Consider the following 16,797-nt stretch of genomic DNA (forward strand, 5'->3'; position numbering starts at 1 on the left):
AAACAATCCTATAAGTCTGAGTTCTGTTAGGTTTTATATATTGTGACATTATGTTCTTTTGTAATATGAGGTGTATTTCGCGAAGAAGAATCTTATTGGGGTATTTCAGCGTGATGAATTGAAAAATATTACAGTTTGATATGACGCTTCATGCAGGGGATATGAAAATGTTTATGCAGCTTGCGGATGAGTTGAAAGGGATGGAGGTGCTGGTATGAGTGAAAAGAATGCAGAAGGGTTGGATAGATGGTGAAATCAAGAGCCTAGTGATGGATTCAAGAAGCAAGTCATTACATGGCAGGTTGGAAAACCAACACCTAATGAGGTTAGTTACACGAAGAAATAAAAAATCAGTCCCTAATATAGGGACTAATCGAATTTAGTTATTCATGTCTTGAATACCTGGACTATGTTCATTTGGCATGTCAGGTAGTAAAGGAACTGGGAATCCAGCAGGTGGAGGAGTAACTTTAAGTTCGCCCTTATTTCTGCTAGGGGACTGTCCTTGGAAAATTTCTCCGATTCTAGTTGGGTCTAATCTGAAATTGAACTGGGCATTATGATACCCTAACTCCACATATTTTCTGCATTCAGGATATTTATTGATATCGTAATTCGGGACAGGGAACAGCTTGCCCCAATCAACGCCCAGCGTTTCCAAAGCTTTTGCAAACGCATTCTGATGTGCGTTATCTCTCACGATTAGGAAAGCTAATGTCTCTCGAAATGTTTTGTTAGAACTCATTTCGTAAATTCGAGTTTTTTGCAAGACACCGGTTGATTCTAACACCAGGTTATCGAGCATATCACTAATCAAATTGCCATGGCTATAAACCCAAGAACCGTTCCAAGGATTCCCAGCAGCATCTACAGGGAGAGAGGCTTGAGCACCAATAATGTAGTGATGAGGATTTGCGTGTCTGACAGCATCATCGAGAGGTGCTTGATCGACGCCGGCATTACCTGGTACAGTAGATTTACCTGAATCATTTAACAATTGATTGATTGTATTCTGGACAAGTTCAACATGAGCGATTTCTTCCAAAAACACACCACGAAGTAAGTCGCGATATTGTGTTTCCTTACCTCTGAAGTTGGAGCTTTGGAAAAAATACTGCATCATGGTACGCATTTCTCCAAAATGCCCACCTAGAATTTCTTGCATCACTTTTGCAGCTTCAGGGTCGGGTTTATCGGGAGGAGTGACGGGATTAATCAATTCTTCTTTGTAGTAATACACATTTAGCACCTCATTTATATATTTTTACTAACGTAGTATCAAGCAAAATGAAAATTTTATTCACAATCAAAATAATCGTCTATCGGAAAAAATGAGGACACTGATTCAACTTAACGGTTGTTTTTAGTTTTATTATTGGATTTTAGTCTTTGCACTTATTTTGCCCGAAAACAGCTAATGGGGCACCCAAGTAGGAAAAGTCGATGGGAATCAATCAAACTGAAAGGATTAGAGATGTTTTTCGAAGGAGAAAGCATCTCCAACAAGTCATTAGATACGAAACGAAGTTAAGGATAATTCAAGAGCGTATCCACGTAGTTGGAAATGTGAGAGGGATAGAAGTTCTTCGTTGGATTCTTGAGGAGAAGAAGTACTCTTGGATAAGCACGTCCCATCCGACGCTTGAAAGACTACATCGTAATGCAAATGTCGGAAATGCCAAATACGTCGAGATATTGTTCTTAGAGAATAAAGAAGATAAACTTAAAGGCAAGTCGGGAGTGCGATAATTTGTATGTAGAACTATGCGACAGTCCAATTACATACGAGTGTTAACTTTTAGTTTACCTATATTTCTGATAACATCGGTTGCGGGAGGTGAGAAAATGCTTGAATTTCAGATAACACTTCATTTTAATGATGATGAAACTTTCATTATGAACTTATCTGCAAATAGTCTAGAAGAAGCGTCGATAAAAGTTACTCAAATGATACAAGATAAACATATTCATCAAGATATAACGGGGAATTCCTATATAAAAGGATATAATCTTGCTATGGTACAACGTTTTCTTGTTTCAAACAGGTAAAAGTTATGAGTTTATTTAGCATCCTGCGGGGTGCTTTTCTTACGTTCAGTCAAGTGTTTTCGTGGGCTAGCTTACTGCTTACACCGAATGAACCTGACCTGTAATCTCGATGCAACAATGGCCAACTAAACAATTTCAGAAGTTCCAACCCAACCCAACCCAACCCAACCCAACCCAACCCAACCCAACCCAACCCAACAGCTTAGTAACCATCCGATTCAAACCCCGCATTTATTATTTGGCCCAGATTCAGCGACAAGCAGCGAATCGAGGAGCTGAGGTTCATGGCTAACGATGCAATTACGTGTGTTCGCGAGATTTTGATTGGCGTTGAATGAATTCTTGGAGTATCTCTTGAATTTAAATAGTACTATAGGTATCATGATTTATAGTCCATCAAATCAATATATTGGAGAACTATAACTAGGGTTTTGTTTATAAACGTCTGAAACCAAGGATCGTATCTTTTACAGGTTGCATAAGGTGCCTATTGACATAAAAGGTTCGAGGGGGAAAATTTCAGCATATGATGCATTGAAACTTTCTCAATCAGCCTTATTTTATTACTTAAGGGGATAATTGAAATGAAGGAAATTAACGAACTTAAAGCAGGAGTCGCAATTATTATTTTAGATGAAGATAATCGAGTATTATTGCAGAAGAGAGCTGATGTGGGGCTATGGGGGATCCCATCAGGACATGTAGAGATCGGGGAGACAGTATCCGAAGCAGCTATTAGGGAAATGAAGGAAGAAACGAATTTAGATATACGAATTACTAAGCTAATCGGTGTTTACTCTGATCCAGATTCACAGGTGTTTTCATACCCTACAGGAAAAATAGTTCATTTTATAACAACCTGTTTTTTAGCTGAAATTATAAGCGGAGAACTTCGATGCAATTCTTCGGAATCACTCGATATTCAATATTTCGAACAACAAGCTTTGCCAGCAGATTTGTTAAAAATGCATCCTTGCTGGCTGAAAGATGCTTTGGCTGAGAGAGATTTGGCGTTTATACGTTAAGGTTCAGCGCTAAGAATAAGTACAAATGGAGAACGTCCAACCGGGCGTTCTTTTACTTTCCCAAAAGATAACTGGCAAACAATGCGTTTGGTGGCTTTCTATTAATTAAGGGAAAAGAAAACAAATCTACCGTTGACGGCATGCTGCATACGCGAAACGAAAGCCGAAAGATAGAGATGGTATAAGGCTAGGATAGCAATGCGATTAGTCTGGTTATCCAAAAATAAGGAGTGTGGAATGGCTGACGGAGAGGTGACATTCATTTGAAGAAAATGCTATGATTAGTAAATCAGTGTGTAGAGATATTGGCTTTCTCATTAACCAAAAATATATGTCTCATGATACGTCTGCCATCTGAAATATTATTCGCGGAGATGACAAACATGCATGGAGAAACAAGACTACCTAGAAACGGAAGAGAAGGTATATTATTTTTATTAATCATTTCAATTATTTCAGTAAACACAATCGCCCCTATTATTACAGGGTTGGAACGTGGCTTCAGTAAAGAGGTATATCTAGATACATTAAAGATTATTCCGTTTATGTGGATAATCGTAATTTTATCAGTACGATTGATTGCGGGACCGATTGTTGGTAAGCTGATACCAAAATTCGTGGGACAAACAGATGGGTTTAATGCCAGAATTCTATTGAATACTTTATTGAATGTTACGGTATTATCTATTATTCTATCGATTATCGGTACTTGGGTTGGTACGAAACAAATAAGCCTAGAACCATTTAAAAATTTCTTTCACATTTGGCCAAGAAACTTTGGTATAGCATTTTGGATTGAACTGTTGGTTGCACAGCCAATAGCAAGATTTGCGATGAAAAGATTACATGCAAGACAGGGTCGCAAAGCCAAAAGTGTAAATGCGTAACGCGCAGCAGCAACAAACTGCAAAGTAGTGAAATTGAATAATTATTAATGTGAAAACGTCCATTCGGGCGTTTTTTACATTTGTAAACAGATGCTGTGTTGAGTCGATGATGGTGGAAGTGATGAGTTAGGTAATTTGGTACCGTAATACTTGAAGGTGATAAAAAGGTCTTTCGTCCTCCTTTGTAGTAGTATAGTGTAGAGGAATTATTATGGGAAATAAAATCTGTAATTCCACTCTTTTCTATTATGTTTTTAAGAATAGGAAATCTATTATAAAGGAAGTAGGCACATGAACATGAACATTGCTACAAATATTAATATTAGTACCCAAGTATTGAATGAAAGAGCGGTTTTAGCTTCACTAGAATCTAATTTAGCTATGATAGAATTCAATTTGGATGGGAAGGTTATTTGGGCAAATCAGAACTTTGCACAGACTTTGGGGTATAGTGTCAACGTAATGAAGAATATGTCACATGAACAATTTTGCACCTTAGAATTCCGGAATAGTAAGGAATATGCTGAGCTATGGGATAATCTAAGGAGAGGCAAAAAGTTTCAAGAGAAGATTCATAGGGTTAGTAAAGCAAAGGATTTACTTTGCCTAGAAGCTACTTATATTCCCGTTCTAAACGATAAAGGTGAAGTAAATGCTGTACTTAAAATTGCAACAAATATTACAGAACGCGAAAATAAAACGATAGAAATAGTTTCTCAATTAAAAAAGTTGTCTGAGGACTTAGGGGAAATGGTTACTGATAACTCTACGGAGAACATAAAAGCATTTCAATCTTTGAAGGAACAAACCAATTTAATAAGTGAAGTTTCTAAATCAATACGAAACATTTCTTCGCAAACTAATATTTTGGCATTGAATGCAGCTATTGAAGCGGCTCGAGCAGGGAAACATGGACTCGGTTTTAATGTGGTGGCAACAGAGGTTCGAAAATTGGCTGGTGATGTCGAAGGTGCAATAAAAAAAGTGAATGCCAACGTAGACAACATTACAAAGGAAGTAATAAAGGTCAGTGAAGTAACGGAGAATTCGCAAAGGGCGGTTATTTCAACTCAATCTAAAATTAATGAGACAATGAAGGAATTTGAAGGTATTACTAAGTAGTAAACTAGCGTATTTTATTTGTAAATTAATAATATGCAACAAGTCAGAACGTTCCACTGGGCGTTCTTTTTCTTTGCTCAAAAATAGCGAAAGGGAGTGAAATGGAGGATGCCGGATGTGACAATAGGATCATCTATATTTAAGACTGTTAGATATTAAAGCGGACAAATTGATGTCTACACAGTAAAGATTGCGGTGCTAGAAAAATCAGACCAGCGCGAAAATCAGGAGCTATATGTCTAAAGATTATGTGGGTTATACGGTACATTCAAATATTGATAAACCTGATGTCTACAAACATATCTAATGACCTAAACAATGTTTTGAAACTGTTTCATTCACTAGTCGAAAAATGAATTTGAATTTTTAGTTTTAGGGAGAGAAAGAAATCTAATAAATGGAAAGCATTTTACTGCTCAATGTATGTTTGTACGGAGAAGAGAAGGAAACAAGTGGAAGCAACTAAAGGATATATTGAGTTGGAAAGTTAGTTCTTATTAAGCCAACAGGTGCGTTCATTGAACAGTAGAAGATGGTCATAGATGGCCTCTTTTATTTTTAAAAGTAATAAGTGTTGCGTTTGGGAGTAAAATAAATTACTGTTTAAAGTAACGGAGGAGGGATTCTAAAATGGATGATATTCGATTAAACGTGGCATTATTGAGAAGAAAGGTGCCGAATTTAACATCCGCAGCAAAATCAATTGGAATTCGACCTGCTACGGTGTCAAATTTATGCACAGGTAAAATCGATTTAGGAAAAGCAGAAGTCCGCACTTTAGTCGGTCTCGCAATACTTGCTAACTGTTCAGTAGACGACTTGATAATTCGAGGGGAGAAACTGAATGTGATTGAAACGAAAATTAAAACATTGGATTTTTTTGCACCACTTGTAAAAGGAGGTACTACTGGATTGGTGGCTCGTCCAGGCATGGGGCAAGTTGTTATTTTAGCTGAATTAATGCACCGTTTTAAAGAGAGTGATTACACAACGGTCTTTTTACTTCCAACAACGAATCATCCGGAACTTGAAGGCACGACTGAATTGGCTGATATAGTGACGGCGACAATCGACGAGACATTCTTAAAGTTAACTTCACAAAACGGAGATGTAATTTTTATTTCAGACAAGAGTTTTAATTCGTCTGGTGAACTATTAGATTTGCAAGAACGATTAGTGGCGGAACGAGTTCAAAACATCACAACAATTCTTGTTGATCTTTCTGGAGAAGCTGTGGATGAAGAGATGCCATATGGTCCACTTGAAACATTGTGGCAATTAGATGCAGACTTGGCTACACGACACCAATACCCAGCTATACATCCAATTTATTCAACTTCATCTATTTTGGAAGGGATTGACTTGGACCAACGTCACTTTAATTTGAGACAACGTGCACAAAAATTACTTCGCCGATATCGTGAGTTACGTTCAGTAGTAGCTGTGCATGGGATTGAGAAAATTCCTGCAGTCGAGTTAGAGACATATAATCTCGGAGAGCGACTAGAGGCGTATTTCACACAACCATTATTCGTAGCAGAAGCATATACAGGACAACAAGGTAAAGCTGTTTCAATGTCACAAACGCTACAAGATGTGGAACATATTTTAGATGGCGAAGCAGATCATTTATCAGTCGAAGAGTTAAGATATAGAGGAAGTTTAGTGTTATAAAGATAAAAAGGATTGGGATTTAATTTTCGTTCATTTTTTCGGTGTGTCCAGCATGGGCGTAATCTATAGGGTGCAAATCCCGAGTTTTATTCAATTAACCTACCCTACCCGTTCGTCATACATATAGCGCTAAATTTGTGCTACATGTTTGGCGAACGGATGCGTTACTACAACAAGTAGAGGAGCATTTTTACTAACGGGCAGTTTAGTTAAGAAAAGGGGATTTATTCTTTGTGATTTTTTTATATTCAACAAAGAATTATTGGGGCTTGATGTAAATATCAGTGTGTAGCATTTAAAGTATAATCAATAACAGGAGGAGAAGTGTATGGAACCATTTAATACATCAATGCGTTGGGATTTGAGTAATCTTCTATGTGGTCTAGACATGGAAAAGTTTAAAAATTATTTGGGTAGTATTAAAGAGAAATTGATAAAAGTCGAGGAGTATTCAAAAACAAATAACTTGAATGACGGCGAAATGATCATTATTTCGCAAGCAATTAATAAGATTGAATCAGCAGAATCCTTTTATTACTGCTTAACCACAGAAAATATTGACCCTTCCCTCCTTACATCATTAAATGGATTCATATCAGCTTTAAAATCCCAAGTACGCTTTATAATATCGAATTTGCAAGAGAACCTAAGTAATATGAGTGAAAATCAATTTACAGATTGGTCTAATAATATTAATCAAAAAAGTTTGATAGCTGAGTTACTAAAGGATGTAAAAATAACAAATAGTGAAGAAACAATTATATCAAACTTTGCTCGAGAAACATTAAGTGGTCTTGAAGACCTTTATGGACAAGTTCGTAACAAATTGAAAGTGAAAGTCTATCTTAATCATGAAGAAAATGAAATTTCTTTTGCTGAAGCTAGCAATTTATCCTTGTCTCAGCCAGAACAATCTAAAAGGCACAATGTATTTAGAGAACTAAACAAAACCCTTGAAATGGAAGCAAATATATTTGCTTCTATTTATAATCAAATGGTTGGACTAAGACTTAATGAAAACAAGATAAGAAAAGTAGATTACCTTGATGAATCATTACAATTGAATGGCATATCCAAACCGACACTTAATGCTATGTGGGATGCAGTAGATTCCAATATACATGACCTTTCCGGCTATTTAAGAATTAAAGCAGAAGAAGTAGGGAAAAAGAATATTTCTTGGCATGAGTTGATGACTTCATCTCAAGAAGTTTCTCTTAAGATTACTTTCTCACAAGCGATCGATGGAATAACAAAGTCTCTTGTAAATATTGACAGCGGTATGTGTGAATTTGTAAAAGAAGTAGTTACAAAGGGATGGGTAGATGCAGAACAACGTAAAACAAAATCTTCGGGTGGGTTTTGTGCTCCATTTACTCAAGAAGGCGAATCACGGATTTCATTAAATTATGACAATAGCATAGACAGTGCTAGAAGACTTGCACATGAATTAGGTCATGCTTGGCATTTCCGACAAATGAAATATGTTCCATCCCTTTCGTTCTCAGAAGATACATTTGAAATGACAATGGCGGAAACCTCTTCAATTTTTTTCGAAACTGTATTTATTGATTATGTAATTCAAAACACAAACGATGTGTCTATTAAAAAAGCAATTCTTGGTTCGAAGATTGAGCGTTCCCTAAATTACTTGATGTCTATTAGAGGAGCCTTCTTATTTGAAAAAAGGTTTTATGAGTTTAGAAAAGATGGACAATTAGATGCAAAACAGATGGAAGAACTTTCGTTACAATTTCAGGGAAAAGCATATGGAAGCAGTTTAAGTGAATATGAGCCTTTTGTATGGATTAAATATGGACAGTTCTATCAAGCGAATACTCCCTTTTATAATTATCCATACTCTTTTGGCTTCTTGTTAAGTATTGGACTTTTAGAACTTGCTAAAACGGATAAATCATTTAATCAAAAGTTTAAAGGGTTCCTAAGTGAAACTGGGATGCTGCCACTTGAACAACTAATTAAAAAACATTTCCAATTAGATCTTTCTGAGTTGGAGTTTTGGCAACAATCAGTCCGGAGGTTAATTCAAGATATAGAGCAGTATAATCAAATTTCATGAAATATTGTACTTCAACTCCCATGAAAATTAAACGCTAAACTTCGCAAAAATGACAACGCTAAAGGAGACGCTGCTCAATATTTTTTAAAAAAGAGTGTAGCGTCTAGTTCCTGGCTCAGATTATTTGTTGGTTTAGGAGACTTCTGGGTCATTGATTGTTGTTTTTGTTTGTCGAAATAATCTTCGCCTAAGTCTGCATACATCTCTTTGCGTGTTAAGAGGTAATAGGCGATCCTTAAAATGGCATGGGCGACTGAAATACCTGCACGTTTTTTACCTTTTCGTGTTGCTGTGCACCTATACATTGCTCCAAGATAGGTCTTCGACCCTCTTATAGAGTGAGCGGCTTCTACTAAGGCTGACTTTAGGGCTGACTTTAGATATTTGTTTCCTTTTTTCATATTCGTGGATTTCCTTTTTCCAGCACTTTCGTTATGGCCAGGAACTAATCCTGCCAAGGAACATAGATAGGAAGAGCTTGGAAATTGATTTCCGACATCGGTTCCGGCTTCAGTTAAGATTTGTTCAGCCATACGTGTGGCAATGCCAGGAATAGAATCCAACCGCTCAATATCTTCTTGGTGTGAGGATAGTCTAGAAGCTACTTCCTGGTTTAGTAGCTCAACTTGCTCACTTAGAAAGTCAATATGAGTGAGAATGGTTTTTATCATGAGCCGTTGGTGTGAGTTGATGTATCCACGAAGAGCGAGTTCAAGATCATCTTTTTTCTCTTTCATTGTACGTCGAGCGAAGCGCGCAAGTTTTATAGGATCATCCTCGCCATCTGCGATGGCATTAAGCATGTCACGAGCTGAAACACCCATAATATCGGAGACTACGGAGCCCAACTTGATATTCGCTCCATCTAACACTTGTTGAATCCGATTATGTTGTCTTGCACGCTCATCAATAATGCTGCGACGATAGCGAACCACCCCCCGAAGTTCCCGTTGATTTCGTTCAGGAATAAAACTCGCTTTGAGTAGTCCATGACGCAGTAACTTGGCAATCCATTCGGCATCCTTCACATCGGTTTTGAGACCCGCACTGCTTTCATATGTTGGACATTCACGACTAGAAACTCAATATTCTCAGATTTTAGTATGTTAACGATAGGCTTCCAAAAGACGTCTGTACTTTCCATCGCGACGTGGGTACACTAATGCTCCTTAATCCAGTCATTCAACTGTAATAGAAATATAGTCTTGGTAGAAAACATTCGAATCTCCTTTCCTTTTGGAGTCATAATACACGCAGTAATCGAATCTTTATGAACGTCCATACCGCATGCATGCTCAATGATTACTTCCATTGCAATCATCCTATCTACGGCGAATAGTATTGGAGGCTGGTGCAACAACCGGAGTAGGATTAATCTCCCATGAGTGCTACTCGTAAGGGAGCGACATTCTGTGATGTACCGTGGTCGTTTGAGTCAGACTAACGGATGGGCTCTATGGCACCATAGTTGATCGACCTTCCTCTCCTAGCCGTAATATCCAATACCCGTTCTGTACACATTTTCATCTTCTGTGGTGTAGCGCCGATTTTGCGCTACATGTATGGCTAACGGGGCATTATAGTTGAATAATACATTTCAACTATAATAAATAAATGTTAGTATAAAATTATAATATTAAATCAATCTGAACTTACGCGGTTGAGGGAGGGCTTTTTATGAAAAATTTATTATTAGCAATCTTAGGGGCAGTTGTGGCAGCGGTAGTATTAAGTTTGATAACAAAAGATTTTGAAATGGATGTATTAATTATCCTTATCTTAGGTATTGTACTTGGGTATAGCATTGGAAAGAAAGAAAAAGCAGACTCGAATTAGGGAACTATCTAACTGAATAGGGAAGTTATTTTAGTCGTGTTACAATATCTTTTATTAAACTCCCATGAAAATTAAAAAACTCTCAAAATCAATAAAATGGCATACAAAAAAGACTCAGAAATAGTTTTTTTGAAAAAGCTGAGCCTACAAAATGATTATATTAAGTTGAAAGTTAATCAAGAATCAACTCCATTCTTCATAGAATAAAGGCAGGCTGGTGCAATAATCAGAGTAGGATTAATCTCCCATGAGTGTTACTCGTATAGAGTGCGACAGTATGGGATGCACCGTGGTCTCGTTGGAGTCAGACTAACGGGTGTGCTCTACGGCACCAGAGTCCATCGACCTTCTTCGTCAGCTGTCCTAATCTATACCCGTTCTGCACACATTTTCTTCCTCTGTGGTGTAGCGCTGATTTTGCGCTACATGTATGGCTAACGGGCGACTTAGTTGAATTATTAAACGTATTCAAAAATAGAAAGCATCAATGTTATAACTGATGCTTTTTTGGTCTTTAAAATAAGTGTTACTGTTTATGTTTTTATCATTTTCCCCTTAAATAGAACCCGTTACTGTATTTGAAGTCCTTTTTGTTTATAAATGATTTGCCCACTATATTAGTGATTACGGTCATAAGAATGTACCGCTTCTGCCATGTTTTTCACCAGCGATTGCCGCAAGACTAACCACTCGTTGCCAATGAGTTTATCAATGTGGTAACGTCAAGAAAGAGCAAAATTACAATGGTAACGATTTTGAAAGATAAAAAAGCCTAACCCATCGTATCTTGAACGAGGAACTAGGCTTATGATCTTCCATAATAGCACCTGTTAATGGAACAAAGGAATGGTAAAGTGATTTATATTTTTTTACTTAGGACTTCCCCTGATAAACCGTCTATTACACAAAACTCTTGGGATTCAAAACCCAGGTTACTCAATATCTTTTTAGAAGGGAGATTCTCTGGATCAATAATAGCTTTTAACACCATAATTTCTAATTGATTTGCAATATCAATTAATTTTTTTGCCGTCTCAGTCTCATAACCTTTCCCCCAGTATTCTGGTAGCAACATATATCCAATTTCTGCTTCACTAATTTGTTTTTCATTTAGTGTCAAATGCCCAAGTCCAACAAAGGTCTCATCGAAACAATCATAGACTTTATACGATCCGTATTTTCCGTATTTTTCGGTGACTAGGAAGAGCCGTGTGCGTATATAGCGCAAGCCAGGTTGTTGAATAACGCCAATCAATCTACTTTTAGGAGTTTATTATGAAAAAAATTAATTTCCCTATAATTTTTAATTTAATAGTTCTTTTATATTTACTTGCAACTTTTTTTCTTCAATATGAATTTTTATTTATAACTCGTATTGTTTTAATTGTTTTTACAATAGTATTTTTAGTGATTCAAATAAAAAAAGAGTATTTTTTGCTAAATAAAATGATATTTATTATTTTCTGTGTGATTCTTATAATTGCTTTAATAGTAAGTATTTTATTTGATAATACTTCAGCGAATAGCCTGACAAATAATAGATTTTTTTTAATTCCTGTATTTGTTTTTACTCTTGTTAGTATTATGTATAAAGATTTATATGATAATAACAAATAATAAAAAGCTCCTTTTAGTTCTTATTCAACTGGCGGGACTGATTCGTTAAATAAGATCCCTTCCATCTGTTTGATTGTGTGTCAGCTCATGTTATAATGAGGAGCTTAGGATAATTACGACTTTAACTCATAATTGAACGGATGCCCAAAAAAAGCCTCCGCCTATAGATAAAATATGGAGGTGTAAGAGAATGATTAAACGATGGACGATCGATAAAATTAGAGAATTTGTTGAGAAAAATTCGGAAAGTAAGTTGTTAACGACTGAATATCTCGGTTTTTCTCAAAAGTTACAATTTAAATGTGCATGTGGTAGCAACTTTGAAAAAACATTTACGAAATTTAATAATAATAACCAACGTAAATGTGACGTGTGCCAACCGCCAAAAGCGTCACGCAGCGTAGAGTGAATTAACGAAGTGCTGATTTCTATTAAAGAGAAATTGGCGCTATTTTTATTTTATGGGAGTAAGATGAGATGCCTTATCAAAACACAAACAGATGAACCATACATGTCTATAAAAGAAAGGAAGCAAAATGAAAAATATGAATTTTAGTGAAGCCGTTGAACGTTCTTTACAAATAAGAAAAACCTACCATAATTTAGAACGACAGTATCATGAAAAAGAATGGACAGTAGAAGAAGATGCATTAGCTTTCCTGACAGATGCTGGTTTGGTAGGTCGACTAACAATGTCTCAACAGGGGCGTTGGCCAACAAATGGAGAAACTGAATCTGAACTTGAACATAAGCTTGGTGAATGTATGTGGTGGCTGATTAATTTGGCTGACCGCACGGATATTGATATTAGTGAAGCATTGGAAAAATTCTTAACCAAAACCGAAAAGAAAATAGGGGATTGAGCTAATAAGCTTATTGATAATAGCGCATAACCAAAAAAGCTGGGCTATGAGAATGATAATATGGAATGGATAGGTAAATGAAAAATCATCCCCATACATCCACCCACCCTAGAATATAGGCAAGGCTGGGGCAGTAACCAGAGTAGGGTTGATCTCCCGTAAGTGCTGCCAATATTGGGTACGACAGTCTGTGATGCACTGTGGTCGTTAGAGCCAGGGCTTCTCTGCCATCATAGTAGATCGACCCAATACCCGTTCAGCACACATTTTCATCCTCTATGGCGTAGCTCTGGCTTTACGCTATATGTATTGTTAGCAGGCGCATTAGTCGAACAACAGGAGATTGTCTATTGACAGTCTTTAATATGGATAATCCGAGAACACTGTTGTGTCAATGTTGCCTAGCTATCCATAAGAAGGTTAAATAAGTACAAAGCCAAAGCGACCTGTCCACAAATTGAAATTGTGGCTGGGTCGCTTTTTTACGTTAAGCAAAAAGTTGCGTAATATCAAACCAAAAAGAGGACTTCCTCACTGTGAGTCGAATTACAAGTGTGGGGGAAGATGTAAATGCGTTACGATAGAAACAACTTAATCGTATTAATGAAAAGTGACCTTGCAAATTAACCTTGTCGAAAATATAATGATGAATCATTCACTAATAACGAATTATCAAAAAAGGATAAACAAATTATTGATAGTAGTAAATATAAAAAATGTAATGGGTGTGGTGGTAATATGTCTGCAGAAGAAAAAGAAAGAGAGAGATTAAAGGCAAAAGAACAACGGAAAAATCCAGGCAGCACTTTAAATAATACGTGGGCACAAGCAACCACAGGTGCACCAAGTGGTAGCTGTTTAATAAATATTATTTCATTCATTATGATTATAGTATTTGTGTTTTTAATTAGGGCTTGTTCAAATTAATACTTATTCAACTTACTGGAGCATCAGTTGAAAAAAGGATAAAATCTTTAAGAATAGCCGATTCTTCTTCAATAAGTAAGGTAGACGAAAAACTATGTTAGATTCAATTTGGTGAAAAATTGGAAAGGAGTTTCCACTTATGGATACGTTAACAATTAAAGAACTTCAATCACGCGATGAAATTATTGAAGCATTTCCTGTTATGAAGCAGTTACGAACTCACTTGGATGAAAATACTTATCTTGAACTAGTAATTGCTGCGCAAGAGAATGATAGATATAAAATATTCGCTTTACTAGATGGTGGTGAAATTGTTGCAGTTACTGGTTTGAAGCCGATGATAACACTTTCTAGTGGCAGATTTATTTGGATTTGTGACTTGGTTACAGATACTACTATACGTTCAAAAGGATACGGTGAAAAACTACTTACATATGTTCATGAATGGGCAAAAGAAAATAATTATGAAAGTGTTTCTTTATCTTCAGGATTACAGCGTACAGATGCACACCGTTTTTATGAGGATAAAATGAAGTATGCCAAAACTAGTTATGTGTTTAAAACAACTTTAAAAGAAATATGATATTCCACTAATCGATCTAATAGTTGAACAAGAGAAGATCGTCTATTGACGGTCTTCTCTTGTTTGTTCGGAATAAGAACGTTCATTCTTTATTTTTGATAAAAAAAGGAAACTAGTGTGCGAAATAAATGAGCTACAGGTCGGAGAAGTATCATTCTGTGTTTATTGTTTTCTACGCAAATCTAATTAAAGGAGCCTTACATCAATCTTATAGAAGAAGCATCTTACGTTTAGCCTAAATTCAATCAGTAACTATCAAGCCTAAAAGAGAAGCAAATTGAATTGCTTGGAAAGAACTCACTTTGCAGCCTTTAAGATCTGCTAGAGATACTGTAAGTGATTCAAAAGTAGAATTACTAATATCGATTCCTTTAAGTGGTGTCTTTTCAAAGTTTGCACTGTTTATGTTGCATAATCTAAATTCGACGTTTTTAAATATACAATCATAAAAATCAGAGCTTACTAATGATGTGTCTAGAAATTTAACTTTTTCTAGTTTTGAATTTCCGAATGAGGCTAAGTTCAGTGAAGAATTATCAAACTCAACATTGCCAAAGCGAGACTCTGTAAAATCCAGACCTAATAATTTGCAATTTTTAAATACCGTCCTATGTATAGAAGAACTACTCAAGTTAGCATTTGAAAAATCGCAGTTATCAAAAATAACATCAGTAATGTCGATATTACTAAAATTAGTATTGTTAAACTTACAATTTTTTAAGGACATTTTAGATAATCGCACTCTATGCAACACTTCATTAGCAAAAAAGGAATCATTAATTATACACAATTCAAGTTCTGGATCTTCTTGATAAAAAATATCTTGGAAATTGATTACAGGTAAATCGTTTGGTATTTTTGGTGAATCGATTTTCATTTAACTACCTCTCTCAAATATAAATTTTGTACATTTGTTTAAGGAAAGAACTTCATCCCTTGAATAGCAACTCTAAGCTATTATTGATTATTATAAAAGACTATATTTTTAGGGGAATCTGTGTGCAACGTTAGGAGCTTTTCTTAAATTAACGGCGAGATTCAGTTAAATACGCGAAGTTTCTCCAACGCTAACTTATCAACATCAAGAAAATAAAGTATTCATTTTACTTTAACTTTTGTTATCGATGGATACTCGGAATAGAAAGTTATGGGTATTTAGGTAAGATGTGTATGAAGATGATGGTAGAAAACTAAAAGACCTGCGGGCGAAAAGACAGAACTCAATGCAATCATTAAGGGGGAACCTGAATTATTATGTCACCATAGTCAAGGTGATATGAATTTCAGCTTTAATCAATTCTATAAAATATCTTGGTTTGATTCTATTTCTGCAACAAGCGAACACCTAGGTTGAGAGGTGTATTTTTTATGACCAATCTGAATCCTTTTATTAGGATTGATATTCCTTTTTTTGTCGGATATTATAGTATTTAAGCATTAAGGTGTTAGAGTGTTAAAGTATTAGATATAAGAGGAGTGGTTTTATGAGTGGGGCTGTCAAAGTTTATGCTATTACTGAATTTGGACTCGGAGCTAGAGGGAGCAGTGAAGGTATTGTTGATTTTCAAACTGCGCAATTGATGATGGATGCGGACATTGTTAGGATAAGCAATAAATGCTACCGAGTAAAATACAAAGAGGTTACAGAATGTGGGAAAATAAATTTTTATTCTGAAGAAATTATCAAAAAAAGTTTTACTGAATTGAAATTAAGTGAAATCGAGTAATACTATTACGTTCGTCCATCACTGGCGATTATTTATTTAAAGGATTCCTTCCACATTTGTCGAATGGTAGAAGGAAGAGGAGGGATTACATATGACTAATGAAGAAAGAAATAAGTTATCGGATATACTATTACAAAGTCTTTATGATTATCATTTCGCTAATAATGGAGGAAGTTATAAATTACCCAAAGCAATGATAAATGCAGACGTAAACAGCAAACTGGCTATTGAATACCTAATCGAAAAGGAATATGCCATAGACAGTGGGCAAGGGTCAGATAATCTAGTATTAGCAATAACAACGCAAGGAATGGACTATATAAAAAACAAATAACTGTATGCATTAATCGATTAACAAGAACGTCTATCCGGGCGTTCTTTTTTATTTACCCATAAAAGGGGGTAAG

General features: G+C 35.9%; 18 protein-coding genes and 1 pseudogene. 15 read left to right on the forward strand and 4 right to left on the reverse strand.

The features are described 5' to 3' along the window. Positions 1-379 precede the first annotated feature (379 nt). Entirely contained in the window at positions 380-1,240 is an 861-nt protein-coding gene (locus tag MKZ26_RS02205; RefSeq protein ID WP_340764085.1) for a manganese catalase family protein, read from the reverse strand. Between the two features lie 203 nt (positions 1,241-1,443). On the opposite strand from MKZ26_RS02205, the gene MKZ26_RS02210 reads away from it, so the two are divergent. From MKZ26_RS02210 to MKZ26_RS02240, 7 genes are all read left to right on the forward strand, one after another. Further along, on the forward strand, positions 1,444-1,749 hold the full coding sequence (locus tag MKZ26_RS02210) for a hypothetical protein (protein WP_340764087.1): 306 nt from the start codon (positions 1,444-1,446) through the stop codon (positions 1,747-1,749). Between the two features lie 96 nt (positions 1,750-1,845). After that, positions 1,846-2,049 carry a hypothetical protein gene (locus MKZ26_RS02215; protein ID WP_340764088.1) on the forward strand — a complete coding sequence of 68 codons (204 nt, stop codon included), beginning with the start codon at positions 1,846-1,848 and terminating at the stop codon, positions 2,047-2,049. Between the two features lie 584 nt (positions 2,050-2,633). Further along, positions 2,634-3,074 carry an NUDIX domain-containing protein gene (locus MKZ26_RS02220; protein WP_340764089.1) on the forward strand — a complete coding sequence of 147 codons (441 nt, stop codon included), beginning with the start codon at positions 2,634-2,636 and terminating at the stop codon, positions 3,072-3,074. Between the two features lie 383 nt (positions 3,075-3,457). Continuing rightward, positions 3,458-3,961, forward strand: a complete 504-nt coding sequence (locus tag MKZ26_RS02225; RefSeq protein ID WP_340764090.1) for a hypothetical protein — start codon at positions 3,458-3,460, stop codon at positions 3,959-3,961. Between the two features lie 297 nt (positions 3,962-4,258). Beyond that, entirely contained in the window at positions 4,259-5,083 is an 825-nt protein-coding gene (locus tag MKZ26_RS02230) for a methyl-accepting chemotaxis protein (RefSeq protein WP_340767594.1), read from the forward strand. 630 nt (positions 5,084-5,713) lie between these two features. Continuing rightward, a complete protein-coding gene (locus MKZ26_RS02235) occupies positions 5,714-6,757 on the forward strand; it encodes a hypothetical protein (protein WP_340764092.1) in 1,044 nt (347 codons plus the stop codon). 328 nt (positions 6,758-7,085) lie between these two features. After that, positions 7,086-8,837, forward strand: a complete 1,752-nt coding sequence (locus tag MKZ26_RS02240) for a M3 family metallopeptidase (protein ID WP_340764093.1) — start codon at positions 7,086-7,088, stop codon at positions 8,835-8,837. A 74-nt stretch (positions 8,838-8,911) separates the two neighbouring features. Here MKZ26_RS02240 and MKZ26_RS02245 read toward each other — a convergent pair. Next, positions 8,912-10,149 (reverse strand): annotated as a pseudogene (locus MKZ26_RS02245) (IS110 family transposase). 365 nt (positions 10,150-10,514) lie between these two features. Here MKZ26_RS02245 and MKZ26_RS02255 point away from each other — a divergent pair. Then, positions 10,515-10,673 (forward strand): hypothetical protein, encoded by a 159-nt coding sequence (locus MKZ26_RS02255; RefSeq protein WP_340764096.1) that lies wholly within the window; start codon positions 10,515-10,517, stop codon positions 10,671-10,673. 859 nt (positions 10,674-11,532) lie between these two features. Here the strand turns inward: MKZ26_RS02255 and MKZ26_RS02260 are convergent. Further along, a complete protein-coding gene (locus tag MKZ26_RS02260) occupies positions 11,533-11,928 on the reverse strand; it encodes a GNAT family N-acetyltransferase (RefSeq protein ID WP_340764097.1) in 396 nt (131 codons plus the stop codon). 20 nt (positions 11,929-11,948) lie between these two features. Between MKZ26_RS02260 and MKZ26_RS02265 the strand changes: the two genes are divergently transcribed. The 5 genes from MKZ26_RS02265 to MKZ26_RS02285 all read left to right on the forward strand — a co-directional run bounded on the left by MKZ26_RS02265 (position 11,949) and on the right by MKZ26_RS02285 (position 14,663). After that, entirely contained in the window at positions 11,949-12,290 is a 342-nt protein-coding gene (locus MKZ26_RS02265; protein ID WP_340764098.1) for a hypothetical protein, read from the forward strand. A 190-nt stretch (positions 12,291-12,480) separates the two neighbouring features. Beyond that, positions 12,481-12,699, forward strand: coding sequence for a hypothetical protein (locus MKZ26_RS02270; RefSeq protein ID WP_067209539.1), 219 nt, complete (start codon positions 12,481-12,483; stop codon positions 12,697-12,699). A 127-nt stretch (positions 12,700-12,826) separates the two neighbouring features. Next, positions 12,827-13,153 carry a MazG-like protein gene (locus MKZ26_RS02275; RefSeq protein WP_067209536.1) on the forward strand — a complete coding sequence of 109 codons (327 nt, stop codon included), beginning with the start codon at positions 12,827-12,829 and terminating at the stop codon, positions 13,151-13,153. A 738-nt stretch (positions 13,154-13,891) separates the two neighbouring features. After that, positions 13,892-14,080 carry a hypothetical protein gene (locus MKZ26_RS02280; protein ID WP_340764100.1) on the forward strand — a complete coding sequence of 63 codons (189 nt, stop codon included), beginning with the start codon at positions 13,892-13,894 and terminating at the stop codon, positions 14,078-14,080. Between the two features lie 139 nt (positions 14,081-14,219). Beyond that, positions 14,220-14,663, forward strand: coding sequence for a GNAT family N-acetyltransferase (locus MKZ26_RS02285; protein WP_340764101.1), 444 nt, complete (start codon positions 14,220-14,222; stop codon positions 14,661-14,663). A 241-nt stretch (positions 14,664-14,904) separates the two neighbouring features. Here the strand turns inward: MKZ26_RS02285 and MKZ26_RS02290 are convergent, their stop codons facing one another. After that, a complete protein-coding gene (locus tag MKZ26_RS02290) occupies positions 14,905-15,540 on the reverse strand; it encodes a pentapeptide repeat-containing protein (RefSeq protein WP_340764102.1) in 636 nt (211 codons plus the stop codon). A gap of 607 nt (positions 15,541-16,147) precedes the next feature. Here MKZ26_RS02290 and MKZ26_RS02295 point away from each other — a divergent pair. Further along, on the forward strand, positions 16,148-16,390 hold the full coding sequence (locus tag MKZ26_RS02295) for a hypothetical protein (RefSeq protein WP_067209527.1): 243 nt from the start codon (positions 16,148-16,150) through the stop codon (positions 16,388-16,390). 91 nt (positions 16,391-16,481) lie between these two features. Continuing rightward, positions 16,482-16,724, forward strand: coding sequence for a hypothetical protein (locus MKZ26_RS02300; RefSeq protein ID WP_338656601.1), 243 nt, complete (start codon positions 16,482-16,484; stop codon positions 16,722-16,724). Positions 16,725-16,797: the final 73 nt, after the last annotated feature.

It is taken from the genome of Sporosarcina sp. FSL K6-6792 (assembly GCF_038004885.1).
Taxonomy (GTDB): domain Bacteria; phylum Bacillota; class Bacilli; order Bacillales_A; family Planococcaceae; genus Sporosarcina; species Sporosarcina psychrophila.